General features: G+C 39.2%; 24 protein-coding genes. 22 read left to right on the forward strand and 2 right to left on the reverse strand.

Translation table 11 applies throughout. From position 1 onward, the window contains the following. The first annotated feature begins 23 nt into the window (after positions 1 to 23). The 14 genes from L3V32_RS24220 (at position 24) to L3V32_RS24320 (ending at position 11,595) form a co-directional block, all read left to right on the forward strand. Positions 24 to 749 (forward strand): winged helix-turn-helix domain-containing protein, encoded by a 726-nt coding sequence (locus L3V32_RS24220; RefSeq protein WP_237285443.1) that lies wholly within the window; start codon positions 24 to 26, stop codon positions 747 to 749. A gap of 106 nt (positions 750 to 855) precedes the next feature. Beyond that, entirely contained in the window at positions 856 to 1,506 is a 651-nt protein-coding gene (locus tag L3V32_RS24225; RefSeq protein ID WP_237285445.1) for a hypothetical protein, read from the forward strand. 140 nt (positions 1,507 to 1,646) lie between these two features. After that, entirely contained in the window at positions 1,647 to 2,465 is an 819-nt protein-coding gene (locus tag L3V32_RS24230) for a hypothetical protein (RefSeq protein WP_237285447.1), read from the forward strand. Between the two features lie 141 nt (positions 2,466 to 2,606). Then, on the forward strand, positions 2,607 to 3,242 hold the full coding sequence (locus L3V32_RS24240) for a hypothetical protein (RefSeq protein WP_140138476.1): 636 nt from the start codon (positions 2,607 to 2,609) through the stop codon (positions 3,240 to 3,242). 165 nt (positions 3,243 to 3,407) lie between these two features. Then, complete coding sequence (locus tag L3V32_RS24250) at positions 3,408 to 3,752, forward strand: VOC family protein (RefSeq protein WP_237285448.1); 345 nt, start codon at positions 3,408 to 3,410, stop codon at positions 3,750 to 3,752. Positions 3,753 to 4,459: 707 nt separating this feature from the next. Beyond that, complete coding sequence (locus L3V32_RS24260; RefSeq protein ID WP_237285449.1) at positions 4,460 to 4,933, forward strand: tetratricopeptide repeat protein; 474 nt, start codon at positions 4,460 to 4,462, stop codon at positions 4,931 to 4,933. A 151-nt stretch (positions 4,934 to 5,084) separates the two neighbouring features. Beyond that, complete coding sequence (locus L3V32_RS24265; RefSeq protein ID WP_237285450.1) at positions 5,085 to 5,771, forward strand: hypothetical protein; 687 nt, start codon at positions 5,085 to 5,087, stop codon at positions 5,769 to 5,771. A gap of 129 nt (positions 5,772 to 5,900) precedes the next feature. Next, positions 5,901 to 6,359: a GNAT family N-acetyltransferase gene (locus L3V32_RS24270; protein WP_237285451.1), complete on the forward strand. Its 459-nt coding sequence runs from the start codon at positions 5,901 to 5,903 to the stop codon at positions 6,357 to 6,359. A gap of 175 nt (positions 6,360 to 6,534) precedes the next feature. Continuing rightward, positions 6,535 to 7,005 carry a GNAT family N-acetyltransferase gene (locus L3V32_RS24280; RefSeq protein ID WP_237285452.1) on the forward strand — a complete coding sequence of 157 codons (471 nt, stop codon included), beginning with the start codon at positions 6,535 to 6,537 and terminating at the stop codon, positions 7,003 to 7,005. Between the two features lie 200 nt (positions 7,006 to 7,205). Then, entirely contained in the window at positions 7,206 to 7,484 is a 279-nt protein-coding gene (locus L3V32_RS24290) for a hypothetical protein (RefSeq protein WP_074050628.1), read from the forward strand. 716 nt (positions 7,485 to 8,200) lie between these two features. Beyond that, complete coding sequence (locus L3V32_RS24300) at positions 8,201 to 9,049, forward strand: TIR domain-containing protein (protein ID WP_086591475.1); 849 nt, start codon at positions 8,201 to 8,203, stop codon at positions 9,047 to 9,049. Between the two features lie 144 nt (positions 9,050 to 9,193). After that, complete coding sequence (locus L3V32_RS24310; protein WP_237285453.1) at positions 9,194 to 9,715, forward strand: hypothetical protein; 522 nt, start codon at positions 9,194 to 9,196, stop codon at positions 9,713 to 9,715. A 760-nt stretch (positions 9,716 to 10,475) separates the two neighbouring features. Continuing rightward, the gene (locus tag L3V32_RS24315) at positions 10,476 to 10,958 is read left to right on the forward strand and encodes a hypothetical protein (RefSeq protein WP_021485173.1); all 483 of its coding nucleotides are present in this window, start codon (positions 10,476 to 10,478) and stop codon (positions 10,956 to 10,958) included. A 229-nt stretch (positions 10,959 to 11,187) separates the two neighbouring features. After that, the gene (locus L3V32_RS24320; protein WP_025518946.1) at positions 11,188 to 11,595 is read left to right on the forward strand and encodes a hypothetical protein; all 408 of its coding nucleotides are present in this window, start codon (positions 11,188 to 11,190) and stop codon (positions 11,593 to 11,595) included. 440 nt (positions 11,596 to 12,035) lie between these two features. On the opposite strand, the gene L3V32_RS24325 is transcribed toward L3V32_RS24320, so the two are convergent. Both L3V32_RS24325 and L3V32_RS24330 read right to left on the reverse strand, forming a co-directional pair. Further along, entirely contained in the window at positions 12,036 to 12,476 is a 441-nt protein-coding gene (locus tag L3V32_RS24325; protein WP_139784316.1) for a DUF2079 domain-containing protein, read from the reverse strand. 11 nt (positions 12,477 to 12,487) lie between these two features. Next, complete coding sequence (locus L3V32_RS24330) at positions 12,488 to 13,690, reverse strand: hypothetical protein (protein ID WP_237285454.1); 1,203 nt, start codon at positions 13,688 to 13,690, stop codon at positions 12,488 to 12,490. A 448-nt stretch (positions 13,691 to 14,138) separates the two neighbouring features. Between L3V32_RS24330 and L3V32_RS24335 the strand changes: the two genes are divergently transcribed. The 8 genes from L3V32_RS24335 (at position 14,139) to L3V32_RS24390 (ending at position 20,112) form a co-directional block, all read left to right on the forward strand. Beyond that, complete coding sequence (locus L3V32_RS24335) at positions 14,139 to 14,813, forward strand: hypothetical protein (protein ID WP_158173952.1); 675 nt, start codon at positions 14,139 to 14,141, stop codon at positions 14,811 to 14,813. Positions 14,814 to 14,954: 141 nt separating this feature from the next. Next, positions 14,955 to 15,581, forward strand: a complete 627-nt coding sequence (locus L3V32_RS24345; protein ID WP_237285455.1) for a hypothetical protein — start codon at positions 14,955 to 14,957, stop codon at positions 15,579 to 15,581. Between the two features lie 706 nt (positions 15,582 to 16,287). Continuing rightward, positions 16,288 to 16,527 (forward strand): hypothetical protein, encoded by a 240-nt coding sequence (locus L3V32_RS24355; RefSeq protein WP_065765306.1) that lies wholly within the window; start codon positions 16,288 to 16,290, stop codon positions 16,525 to 16,527. A 199-nt stretch (positions 16,528 to 16,726) separates the two neighbouring features. Then, entirely contained in the window at positions 16,727 to 17,122 is a 396-nt protein-coding gene (locus L3V32_RS24360) for a hypothetical protein (protein ID WP_237285457.1), read from the forward strand. Between the two features lie 141 nt (positions 17,123 to 17,263). Further along, a complete protein-coding gene (locus L3V32_RS24365; protein ID WP_069540442.1) occupies positions 17,264 to 17,752 on the forward strand; it encodes a hypothetical protein in 489 nt (162 codons plus the stop codon). 142 nt (positions 17,753 to 17,894) lie between these two features. After that, complete coding sequence (locus L3V32_RS24375; protein WP_237285458.1) at positions 17,895 to 18,326, forward strand: hypothetical protein; 432 nt, start codon at positions 17,895 to 17,897, stop codon at positions 18,324 to 18,326. Between the two features lie 135 nt (positions 18,327 to 18,461). Beyond that, positions 18,462 to 19,262 carry an HNH endonuclease gene (locus tag L3V32_RS24385; RefSeq protein ID WP_237285460.1) on the forward strand — a complete coding sequence of 267 codons (801 nt, stop codon included), beginning with the start codon at positions 18,462 to 18,464 and terminating at the stop codon, positions 19,260 to 19,262. A gap of 139 nt (positions 19,263 to 19,401) precedes the next feature. Next, entirely contained in the window at positions 19,402 to 20,112 is a 711-nt protein-coding gene (locus tag L3V32_RS24390) for a hypothetical protein (RefSeq protein WP_237285462.1), read from the forward strand. The last annotated feature ends 217 nt before the right edge of the window (positions 20,113 to 20,329 follow it).

Raw genomic sequence — 20,329 nt, forward strand, 5'->3', positions numbered from 1 at the left:
ATTTTTGGGAAGTTAGGTATTAGATGAAAAGAGAAGAACAAAGTCGTTTTCTGATTTTGTATGCATTGAGGCTTCTAAGTGGTTCTGCGACCAAAAAGGAAGTCTTAGACTGTATTGATGAAAACTCGTGGCTCAATTATATCGATTCTGACTTGGAAACTCTTTCAAGTCGAAATGAACTGCGATGGCGTAATGAATTTGCGTTTGTGCGACAGCACCTAGTTCAAGAAGGATACTTATCCAGTGAATCAACTAGGCTTTGGGAGCTTACACCGAATGGAAGCCAGTACTTAGAAAGTTTACTCTCGATTGCAAAGTCTAGTGAAAACCTTAGCCGTATTGATCGTGCCTCTGTGTTTGGTGATGAAGTCGATTTAAACAGCGTCAACTCTCTTGAGTTAATCTCGGATCTAGGTTTGGAAAATGAAACTGTTGAAGTTAAGCGTAAGCAGATAAAACGTTATCAAGGTATCGTCAAGAAGCTAAAAGCTAAATACCAAAACAAGTGTCAAATTAAGTCTTGTCAGTTTTCATTTGTAAAAAGCAACGGAGAGCATTATTCGGAAGCCCATCATCTAAAACCATTGTCGGAAGGAGGTGGGCAGCATGAGGAAAATGTTGTAATACTATGTGCTAATCATCACCGAATGCTCCATTATGCAGACGTTGCAATAGGTGAATTAGAACGTGATGAGAGAATTATAGAAATCAATGGAATCAAAGAGTTGGTCGTATATCAAATGGTATAACAAAGCATTTAAGAGTGATTCGCTACGCTTGGCAGTTTCGCTTCGCTCAAGTATAGCCAAGCGCCGCTCACACCTTAATGCGGCGTTATGTTTATAGGAGTAAAGTTTGAATATTTTAAATGATTTTAGATTTCCGCTATTTAGATCAAGCTTTTACATGCAGTACGACACGTATAAGGAGCATGCGAGAAAAGTCGACGAGTTCTTAGAGTCAGAGGCTAAAGCCTTTAAGACTGAGGTAGAAAAACTAGCTGAAAGTATGGAATCTTATGAGCGGGCTGAGTATCTAGAAGAAATGGCTGATCAATTTCAAGAGCTGAAATTTGAATTTCCATCAATTCAAAGGCGAGCAGAGTTAATCACTATCTATACTGTTTTAGAGCATCAATTTCAGCAAATCTGTCAAGCTTATGAACGTGAACTAGAAAACCCTGTGAAGATAAAAGACCTTGATTCAAATGGTATTATTGACCAGTGTCGAAAGTACCTTGAAAAAGTAGCACTGGTCGACTTTCCAAGTAAATATCCTGCTTGGGTAGAATTTACGAAAATTCAGCAATTAAGAAACTGTGTCGTGCACGCAGATGGTATGGTCAAAACAGGGAATAAAGAATTACGCGGTTATATCAAGGGGAACGAATTTTTGTCATTGGCTCAAAATAACAAAGTGCTAATCCATTCGGGCTTCTCAGAACACTGTATCAATGTTTTTTGTGATTTATTAACAGAGCTATTTGACAAAATGCTACAAGAATAAACATAACAAAGCATTTAAGAGTGATTCCCAACGCTTGGCATTTTTCATTCCATCTTTGAGTGCGGTGTTTACGATGTTATGGTTAAGTTTCGTGGTTGCGTTGCTCACACCTTAATGCGGCGTTAAATGGTTAGGAAACAATGTCGAATATAATTGAAATAGACTTTTCGAAAAAGTTAGAGATAACAATTGATAATAGGCTCCCTGTCGGACTAGAAGACCTTTCTTTGTCTTTGTTATCGTTCAACAAGCAGTTCCACAAATTTGTGGAGTCAGAGACCGATGCATTAACAGATGTTGGTTCTGAATTGCTCATTAAAGAAGTGAGAAAAGGATCAATAGTTGTAGAGCTAGTTTCACAGGCTGCCCCTATAGTTCCGTTAATTTGGGAGGGCGGTTCGTTAGCTCAATGGGCAAGTGTGGTTCAGGATACTTGTAATTGGTTACTGGGTAATACTAATCAACCTCCTAAAGAGATGACCAAACAAGATTTGCAAGAGTGGAACAAAATTGTAGAGCCAATTGCTAAAGATCATGGTTCGCAAATGAACATCAATGTTTCAGATGGCGGCAAGGTTATCAATCAGTTCATTCTCAATTCAACTGAAGCTGCTGCAATTCAAAACCGCATCGGTCGCTTAGTTGAAGATATTGATACTCCCCAAGAGAATAAACACCTTAAAAAGGTAATGTATTGGTATCAAACCAAGTTTGACCCTAACTCTGATACGGGTAACAAAGCAATCATCGATGATATTTCAAAATCGGCATTAAAAGTTATCTTTGAAAACAACGCACTAAAAGAAGCGATGTTACATCCTGATCCATCTTTAGGTAAGCCTTGGCAAGAGCTTGCGTTTGTTGTTGATGTTGAGGTTCAAACCGTAAGAGGTAAACCTAAAATGTACAATGTTCTCAACTATTACCCTGAATACACATTTGATCCAGACGAGGAATAACCATTTAACAAATTGTTCAAGAGGGATTCGCAACGCGTGGCATTTTTACTATGCGTTGAGTTTTGTGTTTAAGGTGGTATGCAGCGGCTTTGGCACTGCGTTGCTCACCCCTTAACAAGGCGTTAGGCATCAGGAGGAAACTTGGATAAATTTTCAATTGAATTACTAGAGAAAGTAAACGGATTCTATGCGACATCTTTCTCTCAACTAATGACAATTACACTTGGTTTGGTTGCATTCGTCGGTGTTTTGATTCCGATCTTGTTTACTTTTTACCACAATCGAAAAGTGAAATTAGAGTCTGAGTTGCTACAAAAACATATTGAGCAAAAGGTATTAGACGCTCAAGCTGAGCTTATGAAACATATTACTCAAGAGGTATGTTCGAAGTTTGACTCAGCTAGCTCTGAGAACGATAAAAGGTTGCATGTTCTGTCTGCTGGTTTATTTCATCTTCAAGCTAACTTTCAAATTAAAAATAAAAGCTTTAAGAATGCTACGGATAGTAGCTTTAGCGCCATATTTTCATGCATAGAGGCGCATGATGAATTAAACCTGAAACGTGGCTTGGAAGTTCTAATGAAACGTTGCCTACCATTTTTAACGCCAGAGCATGCAGTCAATCCAAAAGAACTGGATTTTAACCTAAGCGAGCTAATTGCCGCCCTAAAAGGTATTAATGAAAATGGTCGCTATACTGACACCATATTTGAGCTTTCAGCAGCCAAGCATGAGCTGCTTCATAAACTGTCTACACACCATGAGGCGAATGCCTAACAAACTGTTTAAGAGTGATTCGCAACGCGTGGCATTTTTACTATGCGTTGAATTTAGTGTTTAAGGTGGTATGCGGCGGCTTCGGTATTGCGCTGCTCACACCTTAACAGGGCGCTATGTGACAAAATTAAGTTTATCTGAGTGACTGCAATTACGAGAAAAAATATGAAAGTCCAGTATCTAGAAATTGTTACTCCTGACGTGGATTCGATCTGTAATATCTACGCTGATATTTACAATGTTCAGTTCGGTGAGGTTGATATTAACCTTGGTGGAGCTCGTATTGCGAGTCTATCGAATGGTGGTGTAATAGGAATTCGAGCGCCACTACGTGAAACAGAAGAGCCAGTTGTTCGTCATTATACTCTTGTCGAAGATATTCATTCAGCAGTGGATGCTGCCGAAAAGAGTGGTGCTGTAGTTGCAGTCCCCCCAATGGAATTACTTGGTCATGGTATGTGTGCAATTGTTATCCAATCTGGTGTTGAGTTAGGTTTCTGGCAGCTTTAATTGTCTTTGGTTAATTGTCACATAGCAAACAGTTCAAGAGGGATTCAGCACGCGTGGCATTTTTGGTATGCGGTGGTTTTAGTGTTGAAGTGCCATGCAGTAGCATAGGTATTGCGTGCTTCACCCCTTAACTGGGCGTTATGCGACAAGGCTAAATTTTAAGGCTTCTTTAATTTTCGTTGTCTTTAACCATTCATTTCTCGGTTTCGGCAAATCAGCATTTTCGTCTCAAATTCTTGAATCACTCAAACCGTAAAACATACCAAAGTTTGTGATGTTGCCTCATTCAAAATTGTATTTGGTTGGGGAAAGTTTTTCGGGCGTAAAGTGTGGAAAGGACAAGTTTACGGAAAGTCGGTACTCGCTGAAATTTCGGTTCGTTGAGTTTCTCGTAAGTAAAAGCCTATTCTTCGCTTTAAGGCCGCGTTCCGCGTTTATGGCGGCTGTTTTACGGAATGTTGAGTCCGTTGGTTCTTGAATCACAAAAAGTCGTCTGCTCGTTTGTAGTTTTTCGTGTTTAAGGTATTGTTTTATCAAGCCAATTTAGCATTGCCGAAAAATCGCATAACAAACAATTTAAGCAGATTCGCAACGCGTGGCAGTTTTGGTTTGCGGTAAGTTTTGTGTTTAGGGCGCAATGCGGTAGCTTTTGTATTGTGTTGCTCACTACTTAATTGGGCGTTATGTGCCATCATCAGAATTAGTTTATGAATCAAGAAGAAATAAAACTGGCTGAAAAGTTGCTTGATAAAGGTAACTACAAAGCTCTTATGAAATTTTTATCTCCATTCGTTAAGTCTAAAGATTCAGATGCGATTAACTTAATTTCGTGTTTTAGCTCGCCTAACGAGTCCGAATCTGATTTTCTCAAACGGCACATTAGTCAAAAAGTAGAAGCATCCAGATTGGGTAGTGCGGATGCTTCGTATCGAATGGGGGTAAATTATTTGTATGGTGATTACGTAGAGCGCGATTTAAGTAAAGCGTCTTACTACTTTGAGCGAGCAATAAATCAGGGTCACTCATATTCAAAGTTTACTTACGGGTTTAGCCTATATCATGGTACAGATGGTATAACTCGAGATGTAAGTCGTGGCTTGCGTCTAATGCAAGAGGCTGCTGAAGAAGGTATTGAGTTAGCAGTGAAAGAGTTAGAATCCATTAATCTAAAAGGCACATAACAAAGCGTTTAAGGCAGATTCGCAACGCGTGGCATTTTTGTTTTGGTTGAGTTTTGTGTTTACGGTGCCTTGGTTTAGGTTTGAGTGGTAGTGTTGCTCACTACTTAACGCGGCGTTATACCTACACCACAATTTATAGTCTGGAGATCAAATGAATATCAGTAATATTGTGAAGAATGAAGTGGATTCGATTGTCAGGCTTGGAGAGACAATAGTTAAAAATGCATCAACAGCTAGAAGCTCACTAGAGGGGAGTGATTTAGCTGAAGTTACGTCTTGGGTAACTAGAGTTGGGCAACTGATATTAAAGCTCTATGGTGAAAATAGTCAGCATTACAAAAATTACACTAAGGCTATAGGAATAGACAATTTCTATGTAATTCACAGTAATTGGTATGGTCACGTATCTCAAGTTCATGGTGTAGCGCTAACAGTTAAACACGACATCGAAAATGACCTAATCGCCAACATAAAAGGTTTATTACAAGCCGAGATATTTGCAAATTTCTTAGAAATCGGAGAACACCTTCTGAACGAAGGATACAAAGATGCCGCAGCAGTGACTATTGGGGCAGTTCTGGAAGATGGGCTGCGGGAATTGAGTAAGAAAAATGATATTGCTGTTGTTAAGCCTAATGGCGCACCTAAGACAATCGAGCCTTTAAATACTGAGCTTGCTCAAAACGAAGTATATTCAAAGTTGGTTCAGAAGCAGGTCACAAGTTTTGCTCACATTCGAAATAAAGCTGCACATGGTCAATATGACGAATATGACGTATCACAAGTTCAAATGATGTTGTTGTTTGTACAAGGTTTTTCAGAGCAATATTTAAGCTAAATAGGTATAACAAAGCATTTAAGAGTGATTCGCAACGCTTGGCAGTTTCGCTTCGCTCAAGTATAGCCAAGCGCTGCTCACACCTTAATGCGGCGTTATATGCCTTAGTCAATTTAGGAAGTCGCAAGGATGCATTTAAGAGAAGCAGAGGTTCATGATCTCGACGCAATTTACTCAATCGGCTTTGATGCGTGGAGTGACGGGCTTTCCTATGAAAAATATTTATCCGCTTGTCGTAGCAGCAAAAAGTATCAAGCTGGAACTTGGTATGTGCTAATAGAAAATGAGCAAATTTTATCGTCTCTCATTGTCTATCATAATTTATTTGACCTTAAAGACGGTTGCTTTGGTATAGGTTCTCTCGCTACACCTAAAATTCTTCGCGGTAAAGGTTATGCTTCCAACTTGGTTAATCTTGTGAGAGCAGACTTGTTCGCAAAACAGAACTGTAAAGCCATATTCTTACATAGCGATATTGATCACCAGTTTTATAGCAGGCTTGGTTTCATCGCTATTGAGGGCTCTAATTGCATGTATGCCCCAAGTGACTCTTTTGGTTTTGATGGTTCGATACCAAGTTACTTTTAATTATGAGTTCAGCATATAACAAAGCGTTTAAGGCAGATTCGCAACGCGTGGCATTTTCACTATGCGTTTGTTTTAGTGTTTAAGGCGGTATGCAGCGGCTTCGGTATTGCGTTGCTCACCCCTTAACAGGGCGTTATGTAGCCGCGAGAGGACGGTAAGTTAAAAGGATTTATATATGTTAAATATTCGCCAAGCTCGCATTGAAGATATCAGTGTTATCAAGAAACTACAGTTTCAGCTTAATGAGTATCATCAAGCAAATTTACCTGATGACTTTTTATCACCGGAAGAAATTGAACAAAAAATAGACCTGCACAAGATAATCAAAAGTGAAAGCTCGATTTTTCTGGTAGCCGAAAGTAATGGGCAGTTAGTAGGTTTTGCTTTTGGTGAGCTATGGGTTCGTAAGTCTTGGACGCTCAAACAGCGAAAGATCGCAAGCGTTGAACAGATTGTAGTGGATTCACGCTTTAGGAGTCAGAGTGTTGGACTGGCGCTAATAGAGGCATTTGAAGAAAGGGCTATTTCTAACGGCGGAGAAGAGCTGTGGTTAGAGGTATATTCTTTCAATGAATCTGCTCTAGCTTTGTATCGCAAAGCTGGTATTGCGCCCAAAATCCAAATTGGACAGAAAGCACTAACCTGAAAGTCGGCTATATAACAAATTGTTCAAGAGTGATTCGGCACGCGTGGCATTTTTACTATGCGTTAGTTCTAGTGGTTAAGGTGGTATGCAGAGACTAGGTATTGCGTGCCTCACACCTTAACAAGGCGTTATGTGCAAGGTTGATTATCAAAATCATAATCCCCATATAGTTCTTAGGTTTAATCAAATAGGAATGATGTATGCCACAGATTTATCGTACAGTTTCGCATGTTGATGGTTGGCAAGGTTTAGCTCAGTTTGAAATCAAGGGGGACAAGATATATCGAACTGTTTCCCATGTTGACGGCTGGCAAGGATTACCTCAGTACGAAATAAAAGGTAATCAAATATATCGAACTGTTTCCCATGTTGATGGTTGGCAAGGGTTACCTCAGTATGAAATAAAGGGTAATCAAATATATCGAACTGTTTCTCATGTTGATGGTTGGCAAGGTTTACCTCAATACGAAATCAAGTAGCAAATTGCACATAACAAAGCATTTAAGAGTGATTCCCAACGCTTGGCATTTTTAGTGTCATCGTTGGGTTTTGTGTTTACGGTGGTATGGTTAAGTTTTGTGGTGGCGTTGCTCACACCTTAATGCGGCGTTAGTACTGGTTTGACATCAAAGGTCATAAGTTTTGGTGTTTATCTGTTTTGACGCTCGTCTTTACACCTTTCAGTTTGTACCTTTCACGTTCTTTCCGGCGGCACTATATGCGGAGTGTTTGCTTTGATTTCAGCGTTTACGGCTTCTAACTCTTAGTCTATTTCTTTGGCGCTTCTTCATTTTCGTGGTGGCTTTTGAGAGAACCTTGATTACTTTTGGTGTGGCTGTTGAAGTACGAGGAAAGAATCCTTTTCTAATTTGAAGCTAGTGAATGTAGGGTAGTTCAGTGCGTTTTTCTTCTAGCCAACTCACGTTTCTCAATGGCGGTAAAGTTTTGTAGCTGCCCGTCTCACTTCAGTGTTCAAAGCCTTTCATATCATGCCAGTTTTCAATATCTTGGAGCGCATAAATAGAAGTAGCGCATGTACTAACAAATTGCTTAAGAGTGATTCGTAACGCGTGGCATTTTTACTTTGCGGTGGCTTATGGTGATTAAGGCGCTGTGCGGTAGCTTTTGTATTGCGTTACTCACACCTTAGCAAGGCGTTAGTTTCAACGGCTACATTTAAAATAATAGGAAAGTTATGAAAATATTTATTAGTTGGTCAGGTGATACAAGTAGAAGAGTGGCTGAAGCCATTAGAGAGTGGCTACCAACTGTTTTGCAAACAGTACAACCTTATTTTACTCCAAGTGATATCGAAAAAGGGACACGTTGGTCATCTGATATAGCCGCTGAACTTGATGGTTCAATGGCGGGGATTTTTTGTGTAACTCGTGAGAATTTAAATAGTCAATGGTTAATGTTCGAAGCCGGTGCAATATCAAAGAAAGTAGACCAATCTTTAGTGTGTCCAATCTTAATTGGCATGGATAACTCCGACATCAATGGACCATTAACTCAATTTCAAACCACTTTGTTTGAAAAGTCAGATGTTAAAAGGTTGGTTTTTGACTTAAATAAAGCCAATACCACAACAGTACTGGAAGACAATATTCTTAATACGGTCTTCGAAAAATTTTGGCCTGAACTTGAAGAAAAGGTTTTAAAAATAATCGAGTCAACAGGTACTGCTGACTCAACGTCTGTAGATATTCGTAGTGATCGTGAAATCTTAGAGGAAGTCCTCGATTTATCAAGATCTTTAGCAATTCAAAAATCAGGTGGTTTTAAATCACATCAAGAGCTAAATAATCTCATTAGTGAATTTTTAATGGCATATGACGCCATATTTAGAATGGATTGGCAACATACGAAAGGTTGCTTAGAAAATAGTGACTGGTTTATCTCACCTAATGGCAACTTTATTGAACCTAATGTCGAAGATGAAGGAAACAACTGGGGTAACAGACCATATTTATTAACGACATATCGAAACTTAGTAAGCTATATCAAAAAGCACAACATCGATATACGTACGGAATATAGTTAAAACTAACAAACTGTTTAAGAGTGATTCGCAACGCGTGGCATTTTTACTATGCGTTGCATTTAGTGTTTAAGGTGGTATGCGGGAGTTTCGGTATTGCGTTGCTCACACCTTAACAGGGCGTTATGTATTTTGAGGAATAATTGTATGTTGCTGTTTTCAAAAGGAGATTGCCTTGATCTTAAAATCGCTGAACTGAGCGACTTATTAGCTTTACTCGATTCACGATTAGAACAGTTAATAGAACAAGCAGAATCAAGTATAGATGCTGACAGTTTAGGTATTTTTGACAGAGTAGAATACTTTATAGGTGTTGGTTTTGTTGCTATGCAGCAATATATAAGTGATACCATGTATAAAAGTGAAGTTAGCAAGCGAGACGCATTAAATCTTGGAGCGGTAACATTACTAGGATCTACTCATATCTCAGTTATCAATTCTGCTGCAAATTGGTGGAAACATGAGTCAGAGTGGAACTGGTATAGTGAAAGTGGAATTAGCAATAAAACCTACCTTAGTATTTCCAATGCTGTAGACCCAGAAAACTACCCATTATCTAATGTGTTGGCTTTTCTTATAGGTGAGCGAAAATTCTGCTTATCGTCTGCAATTCCATTACTTGAGCAATGGCGCGATCAGTTTTCTGCGCTATATCAGGAACATACATAACAAACAATTTAAGAGTGATTCACCACGCTTGGCATTTTTGGTATGGGTTTAATTCAGTGTTTACGGAGTTCAATTTGAGCATTGTGGTCGCGTGGTTCACACCTTAATTGGGCGTTAGTTTGCAAGAGGAAAAACGCAGCTATATCGCAAGATCTAGTGGTAAAAGCTCAAAGTTGAAATTGTCGTATCGGCGTTCAATTTCAGTGTTAACTAGCGTGGTGAAAATTCAAAATTGGCATCGTTTCAACGGTTGATTTGTTTTTTGGTGCGGCGACTTTTGGTTTACCTGAGTCGAACTTTTTTGCTGAAATTCTGCTCGTTGAGTTTGTTGGTACAAAAGCCGTACTACTCGCTGAAATAGCGTTTTCTCTGGTGTGGTAAGTTCATGTGGTTTCAGTGGCTTTGTTGAAAGTCCGCATTGTGAGATTGGTTTTCCAAAAGCGCTTTTTGGTGTTGTTAGTTCGTTTTCTGCGGCGTTGTTTGTTCCACGTGGTTTCATTGAGTAGCCGCTTTGAGACTACGCCTGACTTAAGTGCATCAAAACACATAAAGTTTGTTGTTTGCAAAGTTTAAAATAACGTAAAATCAACGCTTTGGGTTTGCAAAATAACAAACTGCTCAAGAGGGATTCGCAACGCGTGGCATTTTTACTATGCGTTGGTTTAAGTGATTAAGGTGGTATGCGGCGGCTTTGGTATTGCGTTGCTCACCCCTTAGCAGGGCGTTATGGCGCAGAGAAAAATTCAGCTAAGGGCACTAGATGAGTGATAAAGTTAAAGTAGCCTTGCAGTGGCTCAAAGAAACCTTGAATGCAGAGGATGTGGAGTATCAAATAGTCGGTGGCTTAGCGGCAACTATTCATGGTGGAAGTCGGGAAATCGCAGATATAGATCTTTATATTCGAAACTCAGACGCAGACAAAGTGTTAGCGCTCGTAGCTAAATACATATCCAAGCCGTTAACTCATTATGCCGAATACGGTTGGGATCTAGAGTATTTCCAGTTGGTTTACCAAAATCAAAAAATTGAAATCGGTTTATCTGAATATACGAAGATACAATCACATCAAGATGGCTCTTGGCACCAGCTTGAAATCTACTTCTCAGAATCAGTTATTAAAAATTATCAAGGTATCGATCTACCAGTGATCCCAGTACATCGTTTAGTCGAATACAAGCGTATATTGGGCAGGGAAGTAGACCAAATTGACATACAAGAGCTAACGTTGAGTGCAGCGCCATAACAAAGCGTTTAAGACGGATTCACAACGCTTGGCATTTTCAGTTTGAGTCAGCTTTAGTGTTTACGGCACAATGGTTTAGGTTAGGTGGTCGCGTTGTTCACCACTTAACGCGGCGTTATACGACAAATGTGGTTAAAACTCATTGCATATCACTCATCTATGTTTAACAATGAATCCAATCGTTTGTGGAAATGTTTTTCTAACTTTTTAACCCAAACGAGGAAGTGGTATGTTTAAAGTTTCTGACTTTTCAATAGTTAACGGCCGGCTGATGGTAAAAAAGGATAGCTATGGGCTTAGCCAGATAAAGAGCGTTAAAGTCGTTGAAAATAAGGTGTCATCGCATCTAATCAAAGCGATTGTTACGTCAGTTATAGCTTCAAGTATTTTGTGGTTGTTCGAACCATTTGCGACTCCTTGGGGGTTTAGTATCAATGCTGGCTTAGTGGCTTTACTCGTTACGTTTCCAGTTGTTTTCTTCCTTTCAGTCTATCGTTCGAAGTACCAGTTGCAAATTGAGTTTGAGCATCGAGATGAAGTGGGGCTTCAATGGGTAACAGTTGCAAGTGGAAGAACAGAGCAAGAGTTAACGGCGTTTAAACGAGTCGCACAGGATTTGGGGCGCGCTATCGTATAACAAAGCATTTAAGAGTGATTCCCAACGCATGGCATTTTTTATTCCATCGTTGGGTTTCGTGTTTATGGCGCATTGGTTTAGTGCTGTGGTAGCGTTGCTCACACCTTAATGCGGCGTTAGGCGACAGGTAGGAAATATCTCTTGTCTAATCCCCATGCTTCCTTTGGCACTCTGTTTCTTTGAAGTCCTCAAATCTACATTGTCGGCTCAAATTCTTAAATCACAAAAGTCAGTGGGTGTTTGATTGTTAATTGGGTTTTAGGTAATCTGTTTTCACATTAATGGGCAGATTCACAAACGGATCTGCTAGTCGGTGCGACTACCTAGGCTCCGAGAGCGAGGTCGAACATAAAGTGTAGTCTTAAAGAATTAAGTTCACCGTCCAATTGATACGCATAGCCCCGCTAGAGATGTGGGGCAATCTAACTGGTTCGATATAGCTAGTGATTCCTTATTCGACATAAAGATTCGTCTTTGGCGAACTTTGTGCCAAATAGCGGCAGATAGCTGCTTGGTGTACCATTGCACTCTTTTAGTCCAGCATTTTCAAAGCGGTTTTGATAGATAGATGGCGTTATAAAAACTAAGATTATTGAAAGGGCAAATGCTCCTAACATTGTGTAATTCAGAATGTGACCGAATGCGTCTTCAAACCGTTTTTCATAGTAAATATAATATACAGCCGTAATAGTAAATCCGAGCATAACGATACCGAATGGTATGAGGCTAAAATCAAAGCGAGAATATACCTCTACATTACCGATCTCTTGGCTGAAGCTTTCTATCTTGCCCAAGCCTAAATAAAAACAGGCGATAGTCAATCCAGCTCCAATGATTGTTGCTGGAATAAATTTTGAGACTCTTTTAATTTTGTTTATCAATTGGGAGTTGCTCATAATATTTTTGGTGTCAATTCATTTAACGATTTTTTGATGAATCGTTTTACTTCGCTCTCAATCACTTCTTTTCCTGTTTCCAAAACGCCTTCTAGTAACATACCAGCTAAATCGAGAACACTATCATAAGTATTTTCTTTTAGTTGTTCCGCTTTTTCAACAGCTTCCTGCTGTGCTTTTTCTAATAGTTCGATAACTTTTGGAGTGATACCGTAATGCTCATCCAGCTCGTTTAGTATAATAGAAGTGACTAGACCAGCAGCAACGACAACGGCGAGATTAACAGCAACAAAAGACACGAAGGCTAGGGAAGCTGCACCTAAAGCTGCGGAAACAGCCGAAGATATACCAATTTTTACAACATCTGTAGCCAATGAACCTACTAAATCGGTTAAAAAAACTTCGTCATTGAATGCGTAATCTAAGATCCTAAACCCAGCAGCGACAAATATTGTTATAACGGTTCCTGATTTAATTGAATTAGCTAACCCATACTTACCTATACCCAATTGAACTACTTTAGGATTATCAAGCCTGTAGGTTGTACCTGTTAATATCCTTCTTAAGCCAGAATAGCCACTTAATTTAATCATTTCGGTGCCAGTTTTGTTGTAGTAGGTCGACATTTTCATACCAAAAGTGGCTTTTAATCCAAGTTTGGTTGCCTTGATACCATGGACATTAAATTGAGCAATGATCATTGAAGTTGTTACGATATCTTTACCACTCACACCATAATTGATCATTATCTGTGCACCAGTAGAGGTTGTCATTGATTTCCAAGTCGCTTGAGTATCCTTCCACCCCCAGCTCTGAAGCACTTTAAACGCTTCTTCAAGAGTCAAAAACATCACATGTTCTTGGTTATCCTTGAGGTTGTTGCGCAAACTATCATCAGGTAATTGCTTTGTGTTTATGTATGTACCGGAAGTAAAGTCATATGGTGGCCAATACATATTTTCAGGGCTGATATTCGCGGTTTGGGTCGACGTAAAAGCAGTTTGCTTTTTAATTGGGGGAAGAAATCCTTTACCAACACCGGGTGTGACTCTATTAGCTTTAACTTCATTTTGATAAGCAATAGAGGTCTTAGGAAAAAAGGTTTCGGCTTCAGCTTCGGATTTAATGGAAGGATTTTGTTTTTGCTCGTTTTCATAAGCGATCGAGCCTTTAGGAAATATGCTTTCTGGGTTACTCATGGTTATTGCTACGAAATGGGTTTCTGTTATGCTAACTTTTATATAAGATAAAAAGCGCCTAAATTTATATGCACTTTAACTAAATCGAATTTTTTGTGATACATATCTCATATGGCTATTTTGTGGCTTTGTTTAATCATCTATTGTTCCTTTTTGTAAAATTTTGAATTTATTAATTAAACTTTCATTTTATTTCCTGCCAATAAGGTATTGGGCGACAGATTAGGAAAGTCCCTCACCTAATCTGTTTTAAGCCCACTTAGGCGTCAGTGGAAAAATCGTCTAACAAGCAATTTAAGAGGGATTCACAACGCTTAGCATTTTTGCTTCTACTTCAAATTTAGTGTTTATGGCACAATGCTTTAGGTGTGGGTGGTAGCGTTGTTCACCCCTTAATTGGGCGTTATGTTTCCGAGTCAATATTTTTGAACTAATACAAAGAGAAATTATGACCTTAAGACCAGAGTTACAGCCAAAAGAAGTTGATCCTACATTACTCAAACGTTTAACTCAGCTAGCAGATGCCATTGATGGCGGAGAGGAAGCAGAATGTAGGGGAATGGTAGCAGAATTTAATTCTTTATCTGAAACTAACCATCGGTTTCTTGATTTTCAGGGAATTTATGGCGGTGAAGGTCATGAAGCGTGGGTATATCGTTTACTTGTATTGAAATCGATAGTTCCTCAGCCAGATATTACAAAAAGCGAATTGACTGAAATAGTGAGATTAGTAATTCTTGATGAAGATGGTTATCTAGAGATTCTAGATAACAATGTAAGCTGTCCCTTTGTTTCGGAGTTAATCTACTATCCATCAAATTTCCCAGAGTTTGAAAACGAAGAACCAACAGAGGAAGAAATAGTAAAATTTTTGCTTACCTATAAAAAGACCAAATTATCTAAATCAGAGCAAGTTAGGCTTTTAGATAAACATCTAAATCAAGAACTTTCTAGTTGCGAGTTTCGCCAACTATCTGAAAACTTAGTTGGTTTTGAATTGAATAGTTTACGGTGTTGGTTAAATTCACATAGTTTTAGGGCTAGTGAAGCTATAGAGTTAATACACAGTGGTGAATTAGTATCAGATTATGCAGCAACCATTTCGTTGAAAAGATGCGTATAGAAACATAACAAACAGTTCAAGAGGGATTCCGCACGCGTGGCATTTTTGGTATGCGGTAGTTTCTGTGTTGAAGTGCCATGCAGTAACATCGGTATTGCGTGCTTCACCCCTTAACTGGGCGTTATGCAATTGGAGAAGAAAGTGGGTAATGAGCTAATTAAAACAATCAATAGAAAAGATGGTGTTGATGCTGCTTTAGACTTAACAGAAGCTTTTTTAGACACGCAGATTAGTGACGAGTTGCTCGGCAATATTCCTCTATTAGGGCTGATAGTAAAACTCAAAAACTTCGGATGTAGTATTAGCGATTACTATTTCATTAAAAAGCTACAAAAATTCGTATTCCATCTGGGGGAAGTATCCACAGTTGAAAGGGATGAGTTCTTCCGAAAGTTATCTGAAGATTCCGAACATCAAGCTAGAGTTAATGATAACTTATTGCTGTTGCTGAACGCATCAGATGATATTGAAAAGCCTTCATTAATAGGGACAGTTTTCTCTGCTTACGTGCGTGGTGCTGTGAATTATGAACACTTTATGCAGTTTTCATCTGCGGTTAACAGCTTAAATTGTTATCAGTTGAAGTTACTCAAAGAGCAGAGTGAAAGGCAAGTCGCTAGATCTGTTGGTCATGCTCTAGCATCTCATGGACTTGTAATTGTATCTGTACCTACATTAGCTGGTTCTTCTACACCTAATTACTATTTAAACGACGAAGGCGCATTGTTTCTTCATTGCTTATTTGGTTCCGTGGTTGAGTGGGAGTAATTGCATAACAAAGCATTTAAGAGTGATTCGCAACGCTTGGCAGTTTCGCTTCGCTCAAGTATAGCCAAGTGCCGCTCACACCTTAATGCGGCGTTAGTACTGGATGGGCATCAAAGGTTAAAAGTTTCGGAGTTTATTGGTTTCTTTTCCTTACTTTACACCTGGTCAAATGTGCCTTTCACGTTCTTTCCGGTGGCACTATATGCGGAGTTTTCGCTTTGACTTCACTGTTTACGGTGTCTAACTTTCGGGCTATTTCTCTGGTGTGGTTTCTTTGGTGCTGGAACATTTTCGTCAAACACTGAGTTTCTCTGGCGCGGTTGTTTAGTTATGAAGCCTGTCTTCTTTGCTAATTTGAAAACGGAGAACATAGGGCAGTAAAGCAAGTTTTTCTTCTCGCCAACTTGCGTTTTGAGATTGAGTTCTAGTTTGGCAGTTGTCTGTTTGGCTTCAGCGTTTTAAGCCAAAAGTTTCGTGCTATATTTCAATATCTTGGCTTGTGCCAAAGGCTTTAGGGGCAGCGTACTAACAAACAATTCAAGAGGGATTCGTAACGCGTGGCATTTTTACTATGCGTTAATTTTAGTGATTAAGGTGGTTTGCGGTGGCATCGGTGTTGCGTTACTCACCCCTTAATTGGGCGTTATGTTCATACAGAAAATCAATTGACGCGTGATGAAGTGTTAAGGAATAACGGGTACAGGATATGGTTAAGTTTTACTTGGATACAAAGTTGGCAATTATTATAAAATTGTTTTTCTTTTCGATCGCTTCATATTTCTGTTACTCAATATTTGAAGTGTATGAACAAGGCTATGTTGTTGTTGGACCACATACTTCTTATTCTGGCGAGCCTTTATTTAACGCAAGAGTTTTCAAATACGGGGTAATTGCCGCTTGTGCTACCTGGCTTGCTATTGGTGGGGTCAGAGCTAAAAGCAAATGAACTGTTTAGACCTACCTGAGTAAACCTTATTATTCGCTTAGCAATCATAAACATAACAAAGCGTTTAAGAGGGATTCTCAACGCTTGGCATTTTTGGTTTGAATCAGCTTTAGTGTTTACGGCACAATGGGTTAGGTTGGGTGGTTGGCGTTGTTCACCCCTTAACGCGGCGTTAGGTTTCTAATAATAGGAGTAGTACGTGGAGTGTGTTGTAGATAGTAATTGGATTTTTTCTTTTTTGTGGTCAGCATTTTGGGTGTTCCTAATTGTACAAATGGATAGGGCAAATGGCTTCAATTCAGGCTTAAAAGATGTTTTTAGTACTCCAATTGTTAGCTCTTTTTTCATTACCTTAATTTATATTTATTTCACCTTCGAAATGCCTGAGTCTACCGATAAAGGATTGGTGGGTCTGGTGAGCCGAATTTTATATGCTATAAATTATCTGAAATGTAGTTTTGTATCCGTTTTAAATGTTTGGGGTACAATTTTAATGGTTGTTGCTATATATAAGTTTATAGAGAAAAACTTTCCAACGGTCATCGATGATTTAAAAGAAAAGATAATGGCTCTAAAAGACAGGTTTGGTAAGTAAAACCTAACAATCTGTTTAAGAGTGATTCGCAACGCGTGGCATTTTTACTATGCGTTGCGGTTTATGTTTTAGGTGGTATGCGGAAGCTTCGGTATTGCGTTGCTCACACCTTAACAGGGCGTTAGTTGCTAAGGAGGCTTCATGCCTAACATCAAATACGAAATGAGTTTTGATCCAATGCTTCATTTTGAAGGTGATAAGTTTTTTAAAGCAGCAAAGATGTTAAAGGAGCAGCCTGTTCATTATTCGAATACTCCGTATTGGACATTACTGGCATTCAGCATAGAGTTAATGCTAAAAAGTTTTTCCGTTGGTCGTGTGATTACAACATCAAAGAAAAATCCATGCATAATCAATGAAGTAAAGTTGGAGCATGTTAAGGGGCATAGCCTAACTGACGTTTATAATAACTTGCCTAACAGTGTGAAGGATTTATTGTCAATTAAGTTTGAAATTCATTGTGGTATGGTACTACAAGAGATTCTTGAACAACATTCAACACTATTTGACCAAGCTAGGTACATCTATCCGAAAAATGGTCATATGAAGTTACCGACTGGAATCTCTGTTGATGAATCATCTTTATATAAAGTTGGGGAATTCCTTTCGAACATCCCTAAACGTGAATAACGCAACTAACAAACTGTTTAAGAGGGATTCGCAACGCGTGGCATTTTTACTATGCGTTGGTTTTAGTGTTTAAGGTGGTATGCAGCGGCTTAGGTGTTGCGTTGCTCACCCCTTAACAGGGCGTTAGCAGTACAGGAGTAACATGGTTAAGCAAATATGGGAAATAACTCCCCAAGATATACAAGATTATGCAGTATGGCAGTTTGCCTCATGGAAAGATGATAGTCATGATGACACTGTCATTTGTCAAGCTAGCCAAGATGATGCTCTAGACCCCAACTCTAACATCATTGTCAGGGCGAAATTCGTCGATGCGAATGGTAATGAGTTTATTGGTTTCATTCATTACGGATTAGCTGAAGTCGAATATTCTCAACCCAATATGTTCGTAAATGGCAAAACCGTAGGCTTTTGGTTTGGCATTACGAAGCCCAATCATAATGACCTGATAAAACTAAACTTCCCTATAGTGATAACGTCAGAGTCAGTTTTTGGTTTAGAGCAGATTACAGTCACTATCGAAGGTTATAGTTATGTCAATGAAGCATCGGCTACTTGCGTAATGTCCTGCTAACAAATTGTTTAAGAGTGATTCGGCACGCGTGGCATTTTTACCATGCGTCAGGTTTAGTGGTTAAGGTGGTATGCGGAAGCTTCGGTATTGCGTGCCTCACACCTTAACAAGGCGTTAGGAAATTTGAGGAAAGTTATGTACGCGGTGATAGTAGAAAATGATGTTTCTCAATGGGACGATGATACAGGCGTTTTGTATCATTTTCCGAAGAGGTACTTAAAGTATCTAGAGCCAGGAACTCAAGTCATTTACTACAAGGGACGTATTAAAGACAAAGCGTATCAAGTAAGTAGATTGTCAAACGAACCACACTATTTTGGTATTGGAACAATCGGCAAAGTATTTCCCGATAGAAATAGTACTAAAAGTGACTACTTTGGGACTATCGATAGTTTTGAAACATTCTCTAAGCCAATCCTTGCCAAAATAGATGGTAAATATTTAGAAAGTATTCCCTCTAACCTAATATCAAATTATTGGCGAAACGGTGTTAGACCTATATCTAAAGAAAACTATGACCAGATATTAGGGCACCTTTCTAAAGATGCCTTGCAAACTGCCAAGCCTAAGTATGGAGTGGAAGAAAGTAGTGACCAATCGAACATGTTTGAGTCATTTCATGAGGGTAACTTCAATAAGAAGTACGTCACTACGTATGAGAGAAATCCAAAATTAAGGCGCCAAGCAATAGCAATTCATGGGGCTACCTGCGCTGCGTGCGGTTTCGACTATGGCAAAGTTTATGGCAGCATCGGCGAGGGTTACATTCATATCCACCATAAAGTTCCAGTGTCGCGATTAGGTATTTCGACGTTAGTAGACCCAGAAAAAGATCTAGTTCCTTTATGCGCAAATTGTCACGCAATGGTTCATAGGAAAAAAGATCAGACTCTGTCGGTCGAAGAACTAAAAGTATTGCTGGGTTCAAATTCCTAACAAACTGTTCAAGAGGGATTCGCAACGCGTGGCATTTTTACTGTGCGTTGGTTTAAGTGATTAAGGTGGTATGCAGCGGCTTCGGTATTGCGTTGCTCACCCCTTAACAGGGCGTTATGTGTATAGAGGAACTAACAAATTGATCGTAAACAGTATTTGTCCTTATTGCTCGACTGCAATGGTAAAAGGCGAGAACTTGCACAATAGTCGTTCTGTTGAGCACTTAGTTCCCAATACCGCTCTAACGCGAAAGAGAAACAACGGTGAGGGTGATTTCTATGCTTGTCGTAAGTGCAATTCTGAAAAAGGTACATTGGATGAAATATTTGGTCTAATTGCCCGATGCCAATCCAGTGATAGTGAGCTAGCTGTGAAAGCACTAGTTCGTGCTTTCACGAAACGTAAGAGTGTACCGAATCGTCTTTGGGAAATGTATGACAGTGTGGTAGATGTTGGTGAACACGTTGAAGCAAAAATGCCTGTTTATGGTCAAGAGCTGATCGACTACGCAACGTTCTTTGGCAAAGGTCTATATTTTCTAAAGCATCAACGAGTCTTCAATGAAAAGCGAGACGTCATGCATATTCGCTTCTTCAATAAACAGGTTCATTCAAGTTTCGCTCAGAATTATGAGAGTAAGTTTTCAAGCAATCCCATCAAAGACTTAGAATCCAACTCAAAATCATGGGTTGTCGCAGAGGATGAGTGTGTCATCTGGTCAAAAAATAGAAGTCATCTCATTATTTTTCATCACTTTATCTCTTTTGGTATTAGGTTTAAAACTCGTAACCATAAGACTCTGATGAAAAAGAAAGAGCTAGAAAATAATATTTTGGAAAGCTTTGGGTAATACACATAACAAAGCATTTAAGAGTGATTCGCAACGCTTGGCGCTTTCGCTTCGCTCAAGTATAGCCAAGCGCTGCTCACACCTTAATGCGGCGTTAGTTGCTTGGGAAAAATTAGCTTACAGGGAGTAATCAGATTGGTAAAAATGTACGGTTCTGAAGAGACAAGGGCGTTTTGTTGTAATTGTAAAGAAGTTACGCTGCATAGGTATGAAAGTT

Origin of the sequence: Vibrio sp. J2-4, assembly GCF_021728155.1 — a bacterium.
GTDB classification, from domain to species: Bacteria; Pseudomonadota; Gammaproteobacteria; order Enterobacterales; family Vibrionaceae; genus Vibrio; species Vibrio diabolicus.